This is a genomic window from Mycobacterium sp. E3305 (genome assembly GCF_001666785.1).
Taxonomy (GTDB): Bacteria; Actinomycetota; Actinomycetes; order Mycobacteriales; family Mycobacteriaceae; genus Mycobacterium.
Window position 1 is genome coordinate 1 of record NZ_LZJA01000002.1, and the last position, 15,149, is coordinate 15,149.

Annotated in this window: 17 protein-coding genes; 6 read left to right on the forward strand and 11 right to left on the reverse strand. The window is 67.2% G+C overall.

What is annotated here, in order from left to right; translation table 11 throughout:
* A partial coding sequence (locus A5701_RS00010) for a TetR/AcrR family transcriptional regulator (protein WP_156669842.1) occupies nucleotides 1-326 on the reverse strand: 326 nt, incomplete at its 3' end.
* Between the two features lie 155 nt (nucleotides 327-481).
* Between A5701_RS00010 and A5701_RS00015 the strand changes: the two genes are divergently transcribed.
* Nucleotides 482-1,291 (forward strand): SDR family NAD(P)-dependent oxidoreductase, encoded by an 810-nt coding sequence (locus A5701_RS00015; RefSeq protein ID WP_082969641.1) that lies wholly within the window; start codon nucleotides 482-484, stop codon nucleotides 1,289-1,291.
* Nucleotides 1,292-1,296: 5 nt separating this feature from the next.
* On the opposite strand, the gene A5701_RS00020 is transcribed toward A5701_RS00015, so the two are convergent.
* The 7 genes from A5701_RS00020 to A5701_RS00050 all read right to left on the reverse strand — a co-directional run bounded on the left by A5701_RS00020 (nucleotide 1,297) and on the right by A5701_RS00050 (nucleotide 7,754).
* Nucleotides 1,297-2,424: an acyl-CoA dehydrogenase family protein gene (locus A5701_RS00020; protein WP_231968864.1), complete on the reverse strand. Its 1,128-nt coding sequence runs from the start codon at nucleotides 2,422-2,424 to the stop codon at nucleotides 1,297-1,299.
* Nucleotides 2,424-3,065: a nuclear transport factor 2 family protein gene (locus A5701_RS00025; protein ID WP_067747124.1), complete on the reverse strand. Its 642-nt coding sequence runs from the start codon at nucleotides 3,063-3,065 to the stop codon at nucleotides 2,424-2,426. The genes A5701_RS00020 and A5701_RS00025 overlap by 1 nt, the downstream gene beginning before the upstream one ends.
* Nucleotides 3,062-4,702, reverse strand: coding sequence for a class I adenylate-forming enzyme family protein (locus tag A5701_RS00030; protein ID WP_067747126.1), 1,641 nt, complete (start codon nucleotides 4,700-4,702; stop codon nucleotides 3,062-3,064). Before A5701_RS00030 ends, A5701_RS00025 begins: the two co-directional genes overlap by 4 nt.
* A 6-nt stretch (nucleotides 4,703-4,708) precedes the next feature.
* Nucleotides 4,709-5,476 carry an enoyl-CoA hydratase-related protein gene (locus A5701_RS00035; RefSeq protein WP_081665400.1) on the reverse strand — a complete coding sequence of 256 codons (768 nt, stop codon included), beginning with the start codon at nucleotides 5,474-5,476 and terminating at the stop codon, nucleotides 4,709-4,711.
* A gap of 70 nt (nucleotides 5,477-5,546) precedes the next feature.
* Nucleotides 5,547-6,296, reverse strand: a complete 750-nt coding sequence (locus A5701_RS00040) for an SDR family NAD(P)-dependent oxidoreductase (protein ID WP_067747158.1) — start codon at nucleotides 6,294-6,296, stop codon at nucleotides 5,547-5,549.
* Nucleotides 6,286-6,924, reverse strand: a complete 639-nt coding sequence (locus A5701_RS00045; protein ID WP_067747133.1) for a TetR/AcrR family transcriptional regulator — start codon at nucleotides 6,922-6,924, stop codon at nucleotides 6,286-6,288. The genes A5701_RS00040 and A5701_RS00045 overlap by 11 nt, the downstream gene beginning before the upstream one ends.
* Before the next feature lie 2 nt (nucleotides 6,925-6,926).
* Nucleotides 6,927-7,754 carry a MaoC/PaaZ C-terminal domain-containing protein gene (locus A5701_RS00050; protein WP_067747135.1) on the reverse strand — a complete coding sequence of 276 codons (828 nt, stop codon included), beginning with the start codon at nucleotides 7,752-7,754 and terminating at the stop codon, nucleotides 6,927-6,929.
* Nucleotides 7,755-7,833: 79 nt separating this feature from the next.
* On the opposite strand from A5701_RS00050, the gene A5701_RS00055 reads away from it, so the two are divergent.
* From A5701_RS00055 to A5701_RS00075, 5 genes are read left to right on the forward strand one after another with little or no spacing between them, the layout of a single operon-like run.
* Nucleotides 7,834-8,931: an LLM class flavin-dependent oxidoreductase gene (locus A5701_RS00055; protein WP_231968867.1), complete on the forward strand. Its 1,098-nt coding sequence runs from the start codon at nucleotides 7,834-7,836 to the stop codon at nucleotides 8,929-8,931.
* Complete coding sequence (locus tag A5701_RS00060) at nucleotides 8,928-10,427, forward strand: class I adenylate-forming enzyme family protein (protein WP_231972738.1); 1,500 nt, start codon at nucleotides 8,928-8,930, stop codon at nucleotides 10,425-10,427. The genes A5701_RS00055 and A5701_RS00060 overlap by 4 nt, the downstream gene beginning before the upstream one ends.
* Nucleotides 10,424-11,590, forward strand: coding sequence for an acetyl-CoA acetyltransferase (locus A5701_RS00065; RefSeq protein ID WP_067747145.1), 1,167 nt, complete (start codon nucleotides 10,424-10,426; stop codon nucleotides 11,588-11,590). The genes A5701_RS00060 and A5701_RS00065 overlap by 4 nt, the downstream gene beginning before the upstream one ends.
* A complete protein-coding gene (locus tag A5701_RS00070) occupies nucleotides 11,587-11,982 on the forward strand; it encodes a Zn-ribbon domain-containing OB-fold protein (RefSeq protein ID WP_067747147.1) in 396 nt (131 codons plus the stop codon). The genes A5701_RS00065 and A5701_RS00070 overlap by 4 nt, the downstream gene beginning before the upstream one ends.
* Nucleotides 11,979-12,377 carry a nuclear transport factor 2 family protein gene (locus tag A5701_RS00075; protein WP_231972739.1) on the forward strand — a complete coding sequence of 133 codons (399 nt, stop codon included), beginning with the start codon at nucleotides 11,979-11,981 and terminating at the stop codon, nucleotides 12,375-12,377. The genes A5701_RS00070 and A5701_RS00075 overlap by 4 nt, the downstream gene beginning before the upstream one ends.
* On the opposite strand, the gene A5701_RS00080 is transcribed toward A5701_RS00075, so the two are convergent.
* The 3 genes from A5701_RS00080 to A5701_RS00090 are packed head-to-tail and all read right to left on the reverse strand — an operon-like array spanning nucleotide 12,374 to nucleotide 15,090.
* Nucleotides 12,374-13,306 carry a TIGR03619 family F420-dependent LLM class oxidoreductase gene (locus A5701_RS00080; RefSeq protein ID WP_067747151.1) on the reverse strand — a complete coding sequence of 311 codons (933 nt, stop codon included), beginning with the start codon at nucleotides 13,304-13,306 and terminating at the stop codon, nucleotides 12,374-12,376. The two genes, A5701_RS00075 and A5701_RS00080, sit on opposite strands and share 4 nt — an antisense overlap.
* A complete protein-coding gene (locus A5701_RS00085) occupies nucleotides 13,306-13,758 on the reverse strand; it encodes a nuclear transport factor 2 family protein (RefSeq protein WP_067747154.1) in 453 nt (150 codons plus the stop codon). Before A5701_RS00085 ends, A5701_RS00080 begins: the two co-directional genes overlap by 1 nt.
* Before the next feature lie 57 nt (nucleotides 13,759-13,815).
* Nucleotides 13,816-15,090, reverse strand: a complete 1,275-nt coding sequence (locus A5701_RS00090; protein WP_067747156.1) for a serine hydrolase domain-containing protein — start codon at nucleotides 15,088-15,090, stop codon at nucleotides 13,816-13,818.
* Between the last annotated feature and the right edge of the window lie 59 nt (nucleotides 15,091-15,149).

Sequence of the window (15,149 nt, forward strand, 5' to 3'; positions counted from 1 at the left end):
CGATGGTCGAGCAGGATTCTGGCGTGGGTTTCCGCCATCGCGCCGACCTGCTCAGCCAGCGTGTTCTTCTTGGACATGGCGGAAGCGACCTCACGATAAAACCGCTGCGCACCGAATTCGATTGCGGCGTGGATGAGCACGTTGCGGTCTTCGAAGTACCGGTACACCGTGCCCCGCGACACGTTGGCTTTTCGCGCGACGTCCTGCACGCTGGTGCGCTGGATGCCGAGCTGGGTGAAGCATTCGTTCGCCGCCTCGAGGATCTGGTCTCGGCGATCGAATTCCCCGTCCGATTCCAGATCGGCAGGGGCGGGTTTCGTCGACATGTCGCTCTATGCTACGCGACAAATTTCGGCGTTGTGTTCCGTTGATGGGCCAATTCGTCACTCAACTGGGCCCGGATAGTAGTCATTGCGACACACATCGTACTGCTGTCTAGTATGGCTGACGTCGGCGGTGACGCCAGAAACGAGGGCAGCGCGTGGAGCTTAGCCTGGGGGGACGCAATTTCGTTCTCGTCGGCGGGACGACCGGTATCGGGTTCGCCGCCGCGCGGCAGCTCGCGGCCGACGGTGCCAACGTGGCGCTGCTGGCTCGTAACGGGGAGCGTGCTCGAGCGCGGGCCGAGCAATTGACCGCAGACTACGGAGTGCGGGCGGTCGGAATCGCCGTCGACGCGGCCGCCCCGGGCGACGGGGTGGATCGCGCTGTCGACGAGGCGGCGGCGAGCCTGGGGCCGCTGCGCGGACTGGCCGTCACCGCGGGACCGATGAATCAACAGGGGCCGTTCCTCGAACACGGCGACGAGTCGTGGGACTGGTATTACCAGTTGATTTTGATGGGAACCGTGCGCTCCTGCCGCGCGGTCATCCCGCACCTGCAACGCAATGGCGGTGGAACCATCGTCACGACGGCCGCGTATTCCGTTCGGGCGCCGAAGATCCTGATTCCGCCGTACAACGCGCTCAAGGCGGCGGTGTTGACCTTGTCAAAGATCCTGGCGAAAACGCATGGCCCCGAGGGCATCAGGGTCAACACCGTATGCCCGGGGCTGTTCGACACTGAGGTCAACGACTTCATCCGCGCGCGGCGGGCGGCAGAGTACGGGGTGGCGCTGGAGGACGCGATCTATACGCACCTCGCGAGCAACCCGGACTGGAACATGCGGGTTGCCCTCCGCCGCGGCGGGCGTCCCGAAGAAGCGGGCGAGCTGATCGCCTTCCTGCTCAGCGACAGGGCAGCTTTCATGACCGGCGCGGCCGTCAACATCGACGGGGGCACGGACTTCTGACCCCCTCAGAGCCCGATCTCGTCGGCGAGGAGCCCCCGGTGATAGGACGCGTCGCCCAGCAGGTGCCCTGACGATTGAGCCCGCTTGAAGTACAGATGGGCCGGATGCTCCCAGGTGAATCCGATCCCACCGTGAATCTGGATATTGGCGGCAGCGGCCCGCGCATACGCCTCCGAACTGCACGCCTTGGCCAGCGACGCCACCGCCGGCAGTTCTGGCGAGCGTTGGGCCGCGGCCCGCACCGCGTAATAGGCTGCCCCGCGGGCACATTCGATATCGAGGAATACATCGGCGCACTTGTGCCGGATGGCCTGGAATGAGCCGATGGGCTTGCCGAACTGTTTGCGGGCCTTGCCGTAGGCGACGGCCATCTCGAGGCAGCGTTGCGCGCCGCCGACCTGTTCGGCGGCCAGCGCGGCGCAGCCAAGCGCGAGGGTCGACCGCAACAGTTCCTCCGCGCCGCCCAAATGACCGACGAGCGAGGCCGGCGTTGTGGTGAATTCGATGCGGGCCTGTTTTCGAGTCTGGTCAAGGCTGGACAGCGCGCGTCGGGCGACGCTGTCGAACCGGTCGACGGCGAACAACGACAATCCGGAGTCGGCCTGGGCGGCCACGAACAGCACATCGGCGCTGCAGCCATCGAGGACATAGGTTTTGGCTCCGTCCACCACCCAGCCGTGTGCCGTTTCTCGCGCCCGCGTGTGGATCGCACCGGCTTCCCAGCGGCCCGACTCCTCGGTGACGGCCAGGCTGGCGATGGTCGCTCCGGACGCGATGCCCGGCAGGTATCGTTGTTGCGCCGCGTAGTCACCCGAATCAAGCAGCGCGCTCGACGCCAGTACCGCCGACGCGAAGTATGGCGATGGAGCCAGGGCGCGCCCCAATTCCTCGGTCACGACGCCGAGTTCGACAAACGTGTACCCCTGACCGCCGAATTCTTCCGGGATTGCGAGCCCCACCAGGCCCAGCTCGTCGGACATTTGCGCCCACAGCGACGGGTCGTAGCCCACCGGGTTTTCCATGTGGCCGCGCACGCGTGCCTCGTCGGCCTTGCTTTCGAGAAAAGAGCGCACGACGCGGCGCAGCTCATTCTGCTCGTCGGTGAATCCGAAACCCATTGCACGACCAGACATCACGACTCCGCGGGCGCGCGACCGGTCGGGCTCACCCGCGGTGCTTCAGCGCCCTGGCGCAGGGTGCGCAGCCAATCGCCGACGGCGGCCGGGGCCGGGACCGGCGCGTCGAAGCGGCCGGGGTCGGCGGCCCAGAAAGCCTCCCACGACGGGAACGCATGGTGGAACGAGCCGTCCTGGTTCGGGCTGCCGGGCCAGCGCACCTTCCGCGGACCGACCGGCGGGTCGGTGATGTCGCTTCGGTACCAGAACAGCGGGATGCGGCGCGCGAAATACCAATGGCCGTCCCGCCTTTCGTAGCGGTCCAGATAGGCCAGCAGCTCGATGAACCACGCGCCCTCGGTTTCCAAGTCGTTACGCGAGTAGACGAGTCCGCTCGCGGTGTCGGTGTCGTGGACGTCGATGACATGGCCCAGGACACCGTGCGCGCTGCCCAGCAGCGTCGGACGAACCTCGGCGTCGTACCATTGGCGCATCGCGTCGCGGCCGCGGCGCTTGCCCGGCACCCCGATGTCGTCGACGAAAAGGTTTGCCAGGGAGTCGAAGTCGCGCATGTCCAACGCCACCGCGTACCGTGCCGCCAGCTGACGGATTTCCTCGATAGCCTCCAGGCGGGCGATCCGCGCCTCCAACCCGGTCATGCCAGCTCCCCCGAGGTGACAAGTTGCACCAACCGTGGCTTGTCGATCTTGTTCGTGGTGGTGTACGGCAGCCGATCGGCGTCGGGGAGAATCACCCACCGCTTCGGAACCTTATAGGCGGCGAGTTCCTTGCGGCATGCCGCCGCGAGTTCATCCTGCGAGGCGCACCGCCCCTGGTTGAGCACAACCACGGCGCAGACGAGCGCACCCTTGTCCGCGTCCGGAACGCCGACGACATAGGCGATCCGCACGCCGTCGACGCCGCCGATCACCGCCTCGACCTCCACCGGTGCGACGTTGGCGCCAGAGGATTTGATCATGTCGTCGGTGCGTCCGGTGAAGAACAGGAAACCCTCGTCGTCCAGGTATCCGGCGTCTCTCGTGTGGTACCAGCCGTCGGCGTCGAACAGATCGCTGTGCTGCCGTCCGATCATGCCGCGCATCATCGCGACTCCCCGCACGCAGATTTCCCCGATGGTGCCGTTGGGCACCTCCGCACCGCACTCGTCGACGACCTTGTGCTGGTAGCCGGGTGCGGCAACCCCGAGTGAACCGCGCTTGCTTTCGGGCACCGGTTCGTGTGGTGGCCACCAGGTGTGGGAACTGCACGTTTCGGTCATCCCCAACTGCGTCACCAGCAGTGACGGATCGGCCGCGCGCAGTTCCGGCGGTAGCAGCACCTGGTGGTATCCCCCGCGCAGACTTGACAGATCGGCGGAGGCGAAGTCGGGATGATTCGCCAGTGCCCGGCCGACGTGCGGGAACCCCGTTGCGTAAGTGGCGCGCTCGGTTTCGAGTAGGCGCAGCACGTCGCCGGCGTCGAACTTGTGCTCGGTGAGAATGGTGGCGCCGGTCTGCATCGGCCCGAGCAGACCGAAGACCAGCCCGGCGACCCAGAAGAACACCATCGGGATGTAGACCCGGTCGTCGGGCTTCCACTCGTGCTGGGTGGCGACGAAGCGGGAGTGCGTAATCACGGTGCCGTGCGTGTGGATGATGCCTTTGGGGTCCGAGGTGCTTCCCGATGTGTAGATGACGACCAGGTCGTCGGACGGGCGGACCGTCGATTCGCACGCACGCAGAAACGTCTCGGGCGCCGGCTCCGGCCATGCACTGGGCCAGGTCCGCTCGCTGTCGCCAAGCCCAAAGATGTTGCGCAACTGGGGCAGCCGTTCGAGGCCGAGCGGCGCGCCCGGGGGCGGTAACTCGCCCGCAGCACTTCCGACACGAGCGAGCATGTCCTTGCCGAGCAGCGAGTCGACCGACAGCAGGGTGTGGATGTCGGCGTCGCGCAGCAGCCAGCTCAACTCCGGCGGCTGAAAGAAGGTGTTGATCGGCACCGCCACGGCGCCGATCCGGGTGGCAGCCAGGAAGGCGACCGCAAAATCGGGTCCGTTCGGCGCCAGGATTCCGACCCGAACGCCCTTGGTGACGCCCGCCGCGAGCAACCGTCGCGCCATCTCGGCGGACCGAGCAGCGGCCTGCGCATAGGTGATTCGCTCGATCGTCCCCCCGCCCGCCGTGGAAATGACGAAGTCGTTGTCTCCGTAAGCGGCTACCAGGTCGACCAGCATCGCCGGGACGACCGGTGCGTACGGCATCGGTTCGTAGGCGAAAGTCCGTGCCGCCTCACTCATCGCGCGTCATTCCACTACCCACCGCGGTTCCCGCTTTTCCGCGAACGCGAGCATCCCTTCCCGGTAGTCGGGGTGGGTCAGCTGGTGTTGCAGCACATAGCGATACGCGACGTCGTTGGCCGCACGTAACCCGACATCGAGACTGCTCCACATCGCCTTGATCGACGCCTGGACCGTCGCAGGTGAGAGTTTCGCGATGTCCAGGGCGATTTCGCGCGCCCGTTGTTGCAGCCGGTCCGCGGGCACGACCTCGTTGATCAGGCCGATCTCGTAGCCCCGCTGCGCGCTGATCCGGCCCTGTTTGGTCATCAGCCCGAGCTGCATCACCATCGACAGCGGCATTCTGCGCAGCAGCACGGCGGGCTCGAGCGCGAACACGTTGCCCACGGCCAGATGCGTGTCGATCAGCTCGGCGTGCTCGGCCGCGATGATGAGGTCGGCATCGGCGACCTGATGCAGGCCGCCGCCGACGACCATTCCGTTGAGGGCGCAGATTACCGGCTTCCACACGTTGTGGTGCAGCCGCGAGCCGGGAACCTTGTTGCGGATGCCACCCTCGGCCGTTGCCCGGATGTCCTGGCCCGCGGAGAACGCCCGGTCGCCGGCTCCGGTGATGATGGCGACCCGGATGTTCGGGTCCTCCCGCACCCGTGCCCACGCGATGCCGAGTTCGGTGCGGGTCAGGTCGTCGGTGGCGTTGAGCCGCTCCGGTCGGTTGATCGTGATGGTGGCGACCTGCTCGCTGACGTCGAACAGGATTCTCTTCAGTTCCACGACATCCCCTGGCATCGATTCGTAGCACTAAACACTACATCAACATCTGTCTTGTCGTTCCGGGTCGTCGTCATGGCATCCACTGCCCACCCGAAACCGAAATCAGCTGGCCGGTGACGTGTTTGGCCGCGGGTGAACAGAGAAATGCCACCACGCCCGCCACGTCGTCCGGCTCACCGATGTCGCCGGTCAAAGTGGTGCGGCGCATCTGCGCCAGCTCGTCCTCGGTCTTGCGCGACAACAACCACGGGGTCGCGGTGGTGCCGACCACGACGGTGTTGACCCGGATGGCGTGCAGACCGAGCTGAACGGCCATCAACCGGCTCAGCCCTTCGACACCGGCCTTGGCTGCCGCATAGGCCGGCGGCCCGGTGCGCACGCCGTGTGCCGACACCGAGCTGACGTTCACGATGGCCCCGCCGCCGTGGGCGACCATCTGCCGGGCGGCGACCTGCGCCATCACGAAGGTGCCCTTGAGATTGACGGCTACGATGCTGTCCCAGTCCTCGTCGGTCTGCTCGAGGAACGTGCCGGGCAGCGTCATGCCCGCGTTGTTGACCAATGCTCGAACGGGCCCGTGCCGGTCGGCCAATGCGCTCAGCGCGGTCTCGACCGCGTCTCGGTCGGTGATCGATACGTTCATCGGGACGAGCAACCCGGATCTCGCATCATCCGAATCCTGGGCACGGGCAATGGCTTTCGCGTTCACGTCGATCGCGGCCACCCGATGCCCGCCGCGAATCAGCGCGGCCACAATCGATTCTCCGATGCCTCGCGCTCCCCCGGTGACGACGGCGAGGGGGTGGAAGTCACCCGACACGCTGCCCACCCGCCCGTCTGGTCCCGGGGGCCTTGCCGGTGCGTTCGATCGCGACGATCGAGGGGCGCACCAACTCCACTGATTCGGCCATCAGTTGCGACAAGTCACCCCTGCCACCGCCGGCGACCCACGAATCGATGGCGGCGCGGTTGGCGGCGTTGATCAGCGTGGCGGCCAGGCGCGGTCGCAAGTCCGGCTGAGTTTCGCTGCCCAGCCATCGCGCCACCTCCGTGGTGAGTTGGTCGATCCAGTCCTCGTTGATCCGGAGCATCGTCGCGCGCAAGGCCGGCAAGCCGTGGTACATCCGCGCGCGCACCAAAAAGATGTCAGGCTGATCGACGATCGCCTGCGCCACCGCCACCGAAGTCTCGGCGAGTGCGTCCCACAGTGAGTCGGAGCGCGCGGCACGAAAACGCCGGATCGCCTCCTGCAGCCGCTCGGCGTAGCCGTCGAACAGGATGTCTTCCTTGGTGGCGAAGTGATGGAAGAACGTGCGCGGCGCGACTCCGGCCGCCGCCGAAATCTGGTCGACGGTGGTTCCCTCGTAGCCCTGGGTGTCGAACAGCTCGATCGCCGCGTGGATGAGTGCCTGTCGGTTGCGCAACCCGCGGGCCCGTCGTTGGTCCATGCTCATACCCCTGCCAGCGTGGCGGTTCCGGAGCTCAGGGCGACGGCGTCACCCTGCAGGGTCCGGAAACGCACCGAATCTTCGGTTCGCCAGATTTCCGTCCGCAGCGGGGCGTCGAGCTTCACCTGCTTGGAGAATCGGCAGCTTAAGGATGTCAGCGACCGCGGGTTACCGTCGGCGATCCGGTCGATCACCGCTCGGGCGGCGAATCCCAGCGTGCACAGGCCATGCAGGAAGACGTCGTCGAAGCCGTACTTGCGGGCCGCCTCGGGGTCGATGTGCAGCTGGTTGCGGTCGCCCGAGAGCCGGTAGAGGGCGGCCTGCTCGGGCCGGACGACGTCGTCGAACACAGCGTCCGGTGGCCCGTCGGGGTCCGGTTCGGCAGCGGGCCCACGGTCGCCACCGAATCCCCCCGCACCGAGGACCATGGTTTGGGATTTGGCGACGAACACGGTCCCGTCCGGGTCGGCGCCGCGGCTGGTCAATTCCACCGCGGCGTGTTTGCCCTTGTCCCATACGGCCGACACCTCGGCTTGCACCGACATTTCCCCGCTGGCACCGATCGGCCGATGCAGTTCCAGCGACTGCGCAGAGTGAACGATCGGATACGTACCCAGGTCAAGCACACCGCGCAGGTCCTTGACGGCCCACCAGTTGGCCACCAGGGCGAACGTCGGCAGGACATCCGGGCCGCAGGCCTCGTTGAGCAGTCTCAGCTCGGACGGCGGGCGGGCGCCCACCCCCAACGCGTAGAGGATCACGTCGGTCTCGCTCCAGCGGAAGGTGTTCGGCGGCAAAGCGGTTCCGACCGCAGAGTCGAGCAGAGCCACGGCACCTCCTACTAGACGGATTGACGATATGTGTTCAATCGTGCATTATTGTGGCAGTCAGTGCAACTACTTTTACCCGATGCGGAAAGCGGGAGGGACCGACATGAGGTTCGGCGTGTTCATCCTCGGCGACAAACCCAACCACCTCAGCGAACGCGAGGTGCTGGCCAACGTGTTGGAGGAAGCGCGCTGGGCGGAAGAACTCGGTTACGACGAGATCTGGCTGGCCGAACACCACTTCTCCCCCTACGGCATGCTCCCGGACCTGCCACAGGTGGCGACGGCCATCGCCGCGCAGACCGAACGCATCCGCATCGGCACCGCGTGCATGGTGGCGCCCTTCCACGAGCCCATTCAGCTGGCCGAACGGATCGCCTTGGTCGACGTCCTGTCCGGCGGGCGCTTCGACGCCGGCTTCGGGCGCGGCTACCAGGCGCATGAGTTCAAGGGCTTCGGTATCTCGATGGACGAGGCCACGGGCCGATATCAGGAGTGCGTGGAAATCGTCAGCCGCCTGTTGACCGAAGAGAACGTCAGCTTCCACGGCAAGTACTTCCAAATCGAGGACGTCACGATCTACCCGCGGCCGGTGCAGCAGCCGATCCCCGTTTGGGGCACGGTGATGAAGACGCCGTCGAGCTTCGAGTGGCTGGCCGAGAAGGGTTTCGGGGCGATCATCGGAAACCCCTACCAGGTGGACCCGGATCTGCAGGGCGCGCTGGACATCTACCTGAAGGTGCAGTCCCAGAAGGGACTTGACGCCGCAACCGGCAACGTGTGGGCGCTGCTCAACGCCTTCTGTCACGCCGACGATGCGTTCGCCCGCAGCTACCCGCGCGAGAGCGTCGAGCTCTCCATTCAGACCCATCGGAAGTATTCGAGCCCGTTCGAGCGCGGCGGCGAAATACCGGCCGACTACAAGGCGTATTCGGACTGGTTCGAGAAACACGACAAGCAGAGCTACGAGCAGGTGTTGAACTCGCACCTGACGCTGATGGGCGACCCCGACCGCATCGTCGATAAGATGCGTACCGTCATCGACATGGGCTGGCGCAACATCATTTTGCGCATGTCGCGCGGCGGCGCCATGGACCGCACGAAGGTGTACGAGTCGATGAAGTTGTTCGCCCAAGAGGTGATCCCCGCGGCGACCGAGCTCGCGGCAGCCGCGGCTTGAACCAGCAACTCGCCGACCGCATCCGCGCGGTGCTCGCGATCGACCCGCGGGCGCCCGCGATCGAGCATGAGGGCCGGTGGGTGGATTGGCAGGGATTGTCGGACACCGCCGCGGGCCTCCAAAGTTGTCTGCGGGCTGCAGGGTTGGGTGAGGGCTCCCCCGTGGGGCTGGTGCTGCGCAATCACCCCGCGATGGTCGGCGCCGTGCTCGGGGTGCTGCTGACCGGCGGCTGCGTGGTCACGATCAACCCGTCCCAGGGTGACGCCGGGCTCTGCGCGGACATCCGCGAGCTGCGGTTGCCTGCGGTGGTGGCCTTACCGATCGACTGGGAGCGCACAGGAGTGGTCGACGCCGCCGCCGGGGCGCTGGGTGTTCGCGTATCGAGTGACCCCGCCGGCGCGACCGTTGTCGAGGGGCTGGAACAGTCCGGACCGGGCCCGTTCCGCCCGCCCGGTGACGGCGTGGCAGTCGAGATGCTGACGAGCGGCACGACCGGTCCGCCCAAGCGAATACCGCTGTCTTACAGCTCCTTTGAGCACACCGTCGCGGCGGCGAGCGCGCATTACAGTGTTGGCGCCGGGCACGACTCAGAACCGAGACTGCGTTCGGGCGTCGCGATCGTATCCTCGCCGCTGGTGCATATGTCCGGGCTGTTCCGCACTCTGCTCAACATCTGCGAAGGAAGAAAGATCGCGCTCCTGGAGCGATTCCGCGTTCCCGAATTTGTGGATCTGCTACTGCGGCACCGACCGAAGGCTGTCAGCCTGGTGCCGTCGGCGATGGTGATGGTGCTCGACGCGGGCGTGGATCCGGAGGCCTTCTCAAGCGTCGAGGTGGTGACCTCCGGCACCGCACATTTGCCGGTCGACGTGCAGACCAGGTTTGAATGTCGCTACGGCGTCGCGGTGCTGCCGTCCTACGGGGCAACGGAATTCGCCGGCGGCGTGGCCGGCTGGAACCTGGCCTTGCACCGGCAGTGGGCGACCGCCAAACGGGGAAGTGTCGGGCGCCCCCAGCGTGGTCGGGAGATCCGCGTCACGTCCGTCGAGGATGACATCGAGATGCCGCCCGGCGGGCAGGGCCGCATCGAGGTCCGCACCGAAGGCGGGGACTGGGTGCGCACCACCGACCTCGGCCGGGTCGACGCCGACGGCTTTGTGTTCATCGACGGGCGCACCGACGACGTCATCATTCGCGGCGGGTTCAAGGTCAATCCGGGCGAGATCGTCGGCGTGCTCCGTGATCATCCGGCTGTCCGCGACGCGGGGGTCACCGGCCTGCACGATGAACGGCTCGGCCAGGTGCCGGTCGCGGCGGTCGAGTTGACCGACGGCGCCCGCGCCACGCCCGACGAGCTGCTCGCCTACGCGCGTGAACGATTGAGCCGTTACTACGTCCCGGCCCGCCTGATCATCGTCGAGGAGTTGCCCCGCACGCCGTCGCTCAAGGTCAGCCAACCCGCGCTGCGCGAACTCTTCGAAGGGACAGCAAGTTGACGACACGTGGTGTGGCCGCCATTGCCGGTGTGGCAGACGAGGTTTCGGCGAGCGGGGTGATCGATGTTCCACTGCGCGAGCTCGAGGCGCGCGTGATCACCGCCGCCCTGGCCGACGCGGGCCTGTCGCTGCGCGACGTCGACGGGCTGTGCACCTGCACCGGCGGAACGCTCATGCACTCGGTGGAGCTGGCCGAGTACCTGGGGATAGCGCCACGCTTCACCGACGCGACGCAGACCGGCGGCGCCAGCTACGGGTTGTATGTCGAGCACGCCGCCGCGGCGATCGCGGCCGGCGAGGCGGAGACGGTGGTGATCGTCTACGCGTCGACGCCGCGCGCCGCGCGCAAGCGTGGCGAAAAGGGTCTCGGAGTTTTCGCCACCCCCGAGCGGCTGGAATGGGAGACACCGTTCGGGGTGATGCTCCCGATCAGCGCCTACGCCCTGGCGGCCAACCGGCACATGGCCGTGTACGGGACGACGCCCGAACAGCTGGCCCAGATCGCGGTCGACACGAGGCGCTGGGCCGCGCTGAACGAGCGAGCTCACCTGCGCGAGGCGATCAGCGTGCAGGACGTCCTGGACTCGGGCTTCCTCGCCGAGCCGCTGCACAAGCTGGAGTGCTGCCTGGTCACCGACGGTGCCGCCGCGGTGGTGGTCACCAGCGCCGAGCGCGCGCGAGACCTGGCCAAGCCGCCCGCATTCGTCCTCGGGGCGGCGACGGCGGCCTCGCACGCCATGATCTCCCAGATGCCCGACCTGACCGTCACCCCGGGGGCGCTGTCCGGGCCGGCCGCCTTCCGCGCCGCGGGCCTTCGCGCGGCCGACATCGACGTAGTCGAGCTGTACGACTCGTTCACGATCACGGTGTTGCTGGCGCTCGAAGACTTGGGCTTCTGCGGCAAGGGCGAGGGCGGTCCGTTTGTCGCGGACGGCGCGTTGGGGCCCGGCGGCACGTTGCCCGCTCAGACGTCCGGCGGCGGCCTCGCGTACACCCACCCCGGGGCGTTCGGGGCCTTCCTGCTCGTCGAGGCCGCGCGGCAGTTGCGCGGTGAGTGCGGCGAACGCCAGGTCCCGGACGCGAAAACGGCTGTCGCACATGGCACCGGCGGGGTGCTCTCGGCCACCTCGACGGTGATTCTGGGAACGGAGGCCACGCTGTGACCGATACGCTGCCGGTCCCGCAGCCCAGCCCGGTGTCCGCGCCCTTCTGGGACGCGACCCGGCGTCGCGAGCTGACGGTCCAACGATGCCAATCGTGCGCCCGGCTCGTCTGGTACCCGCGGTTCGTCTGCCCGCACTGCGGCGGGCCATCGCTGGTGTGGGAGAAGTTGAGCGGTGACGGGGTCGTTTATGCGGTCAGCGTGCACCACCGCGCCGCGCTTCCCGCCCTCGCCGACAAGGTGCCGTACTCGGTGGTGCTCGTCGATCTGGACGAAGGGGTCCGCATGATGTCGAACGTGTTCGGTCCCCCTCCCGCGGTCGGTGACCGCGTCAGGCTGGCGTGGGTGCCGCTCGAGGACGGCCGCAACCTCGCTGTCTTCGAACCGAAGTGAGCCCCGACTCCGCGCTGCGACGGTTCCGCGAAGAGCTCGTGCTGCGGCACGTCGCCGCCGAGAATGCGCGGGACCTGGAGGCGGCGATGGCCACCTTCACCCATCCGCGCTACGAGATCATCCCTACCGGAACCGTTTTCGACGGTGACCAGGCGGTCCGCGCGATGCTGTCGCAGCAGTGGGCGGATCTCCCGATGCTGCGATATGCCGCGGAGGCGATCTACCACGGGGACAATGGTCTGGTCGTGGAGACCCGGACGACCGCACCCGGCACCCCACTCGACATGTTGAGCGTCAACCTCTTCGGCTTCCGCGGGCCCGATCTGGTTTTGGAACGGTGCTACTTCGACCGGATGCTGCTCGCCGCGCAACTCGAGTCGATCCGCGCGCCCTAGCCGCCTACAGCGTCACGGACCGCTTGGACAAGGGCCGGAATGTCGCGGTCCCGGTTCGCACCGGGCAAGGGCCAGTGCGTCATCCGCAGGTCGGTCACGCCTGCGTTCGACAGCGAGGCCGCCCCCGCGGCGACCGCGGAGAGGTCGAGCCCGCCATCGGGGCTCGTCTGCACGCGCAGCGTCCCGGCAACACCGAACCCGTCCGGGTCACCCCCGGCGCGCTCGACCGCGGCGCGCATTCGACGTATTCCGCCGGCGACATCCCGCGCGTCCGGGCCCCACGGGATCCAGCCCTGTCCGAAGCGAGCGAGCCGGCGAGCGACCGCTCGGTTCACCGTCCCGCTCACCCACACCGGCACCCCGCCTGGCTGAACCGGTTTGGGCATCTGGTGTATCCGCTCGAAACTCAAATCGACCGATTCGTAGCTCACCTCGTTCTCCCGCCACAACCGCTGGCAGACGTCCAGCGTCTGGTCCAGGATCGCCCCGCGTCGATCGAAGTCCACCCCGGCCGCGTCGTATTCCTCACGCTGCCAGCCGACACCCACCCCGACATCGATGCGGCCGCCGGACAGAACATCCATCGTTGCAAGGGTTTTCGCGAGGACCGCGGCCGGACGCAGCGCCGCGAGCAGAATGTTGGTGCCCAGCCGGATCCGGCGCGTCCGCGCCGCCAGATAGGTCAGCGTCGTGAGCGGTTCCAGCCAGTGCCCGTCGGGTCCGGTCGGTTGGCGACCGCCTACCGTTCCACCCGTTTGTGGATTCGCGTATGCGTCCATGTTCATACCGAACGCCACGTGCTCCGACACGAGCAGACGGTCGAACCCAGCGCCCTCCAACAGCTGTGCCCACTCCGTGAGGTGTTCCCAGTCCGACGGTGCCGCGGACGAAAACGACGGAATCCCCATCGACAGCTGTAGCGAGGCCATCAACTGTGTTCCTCGATCGACGCGCGCCGGTCTTCGGTGGCATCGACGACAACCCTGCGGTGTGCGATCCGCCACCGCCCCTCGGCGTCGAGTACATACTCGTCCAGGTAGCGGATGTGCATGACGTGGTTGCGACCGTCCGCCTCGTCAACGCGAAAGTGATTGGCGGTGCAGTAGATTTCGCCTACCGCAGATCCCCCCTCGATGACGTACAGGCCCTGGGCTACGAGGTGAGCCGTCCGCGGCCACCGGGCGACGATGTCGATTACCCGTTCGATCTCGCCGTGGCCGGTCAGCGTTCCCGGTTCGCGCCCCGGTCTTTCGACGAGCATGGAAGCGTCGGGCGTGAACACCGAGAGCAGCGCCTCGCGGTCTCGGCGATCGACCGCCGCCGCATACCTGCGGGACAGCGCCTCGAGTTCCGCATGGGGGACTGCGCGCGAGATGTCCATCTGCTTCCCGTGCCGGCGGATAGAGACCTGTTGACGATACAACCCCGGGTTGTGGCGTCAGCGGCCGGGAACTCGGCTGCGCGCCTCGCCGGAGTGTCGTGCTCCGAATCGCGGCACGGCTACGAACCCGCGACTGTGTGCGGCGGTCACGGCGCGCTGCAGCGGTATCAGCAGCGGTACGAAGAGGAGTTGGTCGGCGACCATCGGGGTCAGCAGCCGATTGTGCACGAAGGCGAATGAGCTCTTGGTGATCGGGTCGGCCCAACCGATGGTTCCACCGAGGCCGGCGTGCCCAAAGCCCCGCAGTAGGCCCGGCACCGGTGATCCGTGGTAGCCCAGGTGAAACGACATCGGGAAGAAGACGTTGAGGTCGGGCCGAAAGCTGCGGGTGCCGGTCAGCGACGCGACCAATTCCTCCGAGAGGAATCGCTGCCCATCGATTCTTCCGCCGTTGGTGAGTGCTGCGTACATCTTGGCCAGCCCCCGCGCGGTCACTACCGCGTTCACCGCGGGAATCTCGCTGTCCAGCAGCCCCATGTCGCCCTGCACCAGCGAGGTGATACCGGGGACATAGGTCGCACCGAGCGGTCCCGGAACCGGCAGGCTGGCCATCAGCGAAACCAGCCGCCCGAGCACCGGGCCGCCCGAGAAGCGTTGCGGGAACATCGTTTGGGCGGCCTTCGTGGGCGCGTCGGCCGGCGGCCGCCCCAGGTGGATACCGTCGATGTCGAGTGGTTGAGCGACCTCGGCGCGGAACAACTCTCGCATGCCCTTACCGGTGATCGCGCGGGCCAATCCGGATGCCAACCAGCCGAAGGTGAACGCGTGATACGCCGCGCGGCCGGCGAGGCGGTCCACCCGCGCCGCCGCCAGCCGCTCTTCCATGTAACGGTGATCGAGCAACTGCTCGGTGCTGATGGTCCCGAGCCGCGACAGGCCCGTGGTGTGGCGCATCATCTCGCGCACGGTGATGGCGGACTTGCCGTTGGCGCCGAATTCGGGCCAGTAACGCGCGATGGGGTCGTCGTAGGACAGCAACCCACGGTCGACCAGCCGGTGCAGGACCGTCGAGGCCACGCCCTTACCCGCGGAGAAGACCATCGCGCCGGTGTCCGCCGACCACGGCACCCGCCCCTCTCGATCGGACCAGCCGGTCCACACGTCGACGACGGGTTCGCCATCGACGTACACAGACAGCGCGCCACCGCCATACCGTGGGCCGGGAAAGAGCGTGGCGAAGGTTTTCACTGCGCAGGCAAATCGAGGGTCGGCGGCACCGTGCACATGGGTGGGCAGACCGTCACCGGCTTGTAAGGCTGGTCGATCGGGCATCGCGGTCGAAGCTCTCCTCACTGGCACTTGGCGCCATCGGACGACTGAACAAATATCGT

Coding starts and splice junctions, on each gene's coding strand:
- A5701_RS00020 (WP_231968864.1), bottom strand. CDS start 2,424: ATGTCTGGTCGTGCAATGGGTTTCGGATTCACCGACGAGCAGAATGAG.
- A5701_RS00025 (WP_067747124.1), bottom strand. CDS start 3,065: ATGACCGGGTTGGAGGCGCGGATCGCCCGCCTGGAGGCTATCGAGGAA.
- A5701_RS00030 (WP_067747126.1), bottom strand. CDS start 4,702: ATGAGTGAGGCGGCACGGACTTTCGCCTACGAACCGATGCCGTACGCA.
- A5701_RS00045 (WP_067747133.1), bottom strand. CDS start 6,924: ATGGACCAACGACGGGCCCGCGGGTTGCGCAACCGACAGGCACTCATC.
- A5701_RS00055 (WP_231968867.1), top strand. CDS start 7,834: ATGCGGAAAGCGGGAGGGACCGACATGAGGTTCGGCGTGTTCATCCTC.
- A5701_RS00080 (WP_067747151.1), bottom strand. CDS start 13,306: ATGGCCTCGCTACAGCTGTCGATGGGGATTCCGTCGTTTTCGTCCGCG.
- A5701_RS00085 (WP_067747154.1), bottom strand. CDS start 13,758: ATGGACATCTCGCGCGCAGTCCCCCATGCGGAACTCGAGGCGCTGTCC.
- A5701_RS00090 (WP_067747156.1), bottom strand. CDS start 15,090: ATGCCCGATCGACCAGCCTTACAAGCCGGTGACGGTCTGCCCACCCAT.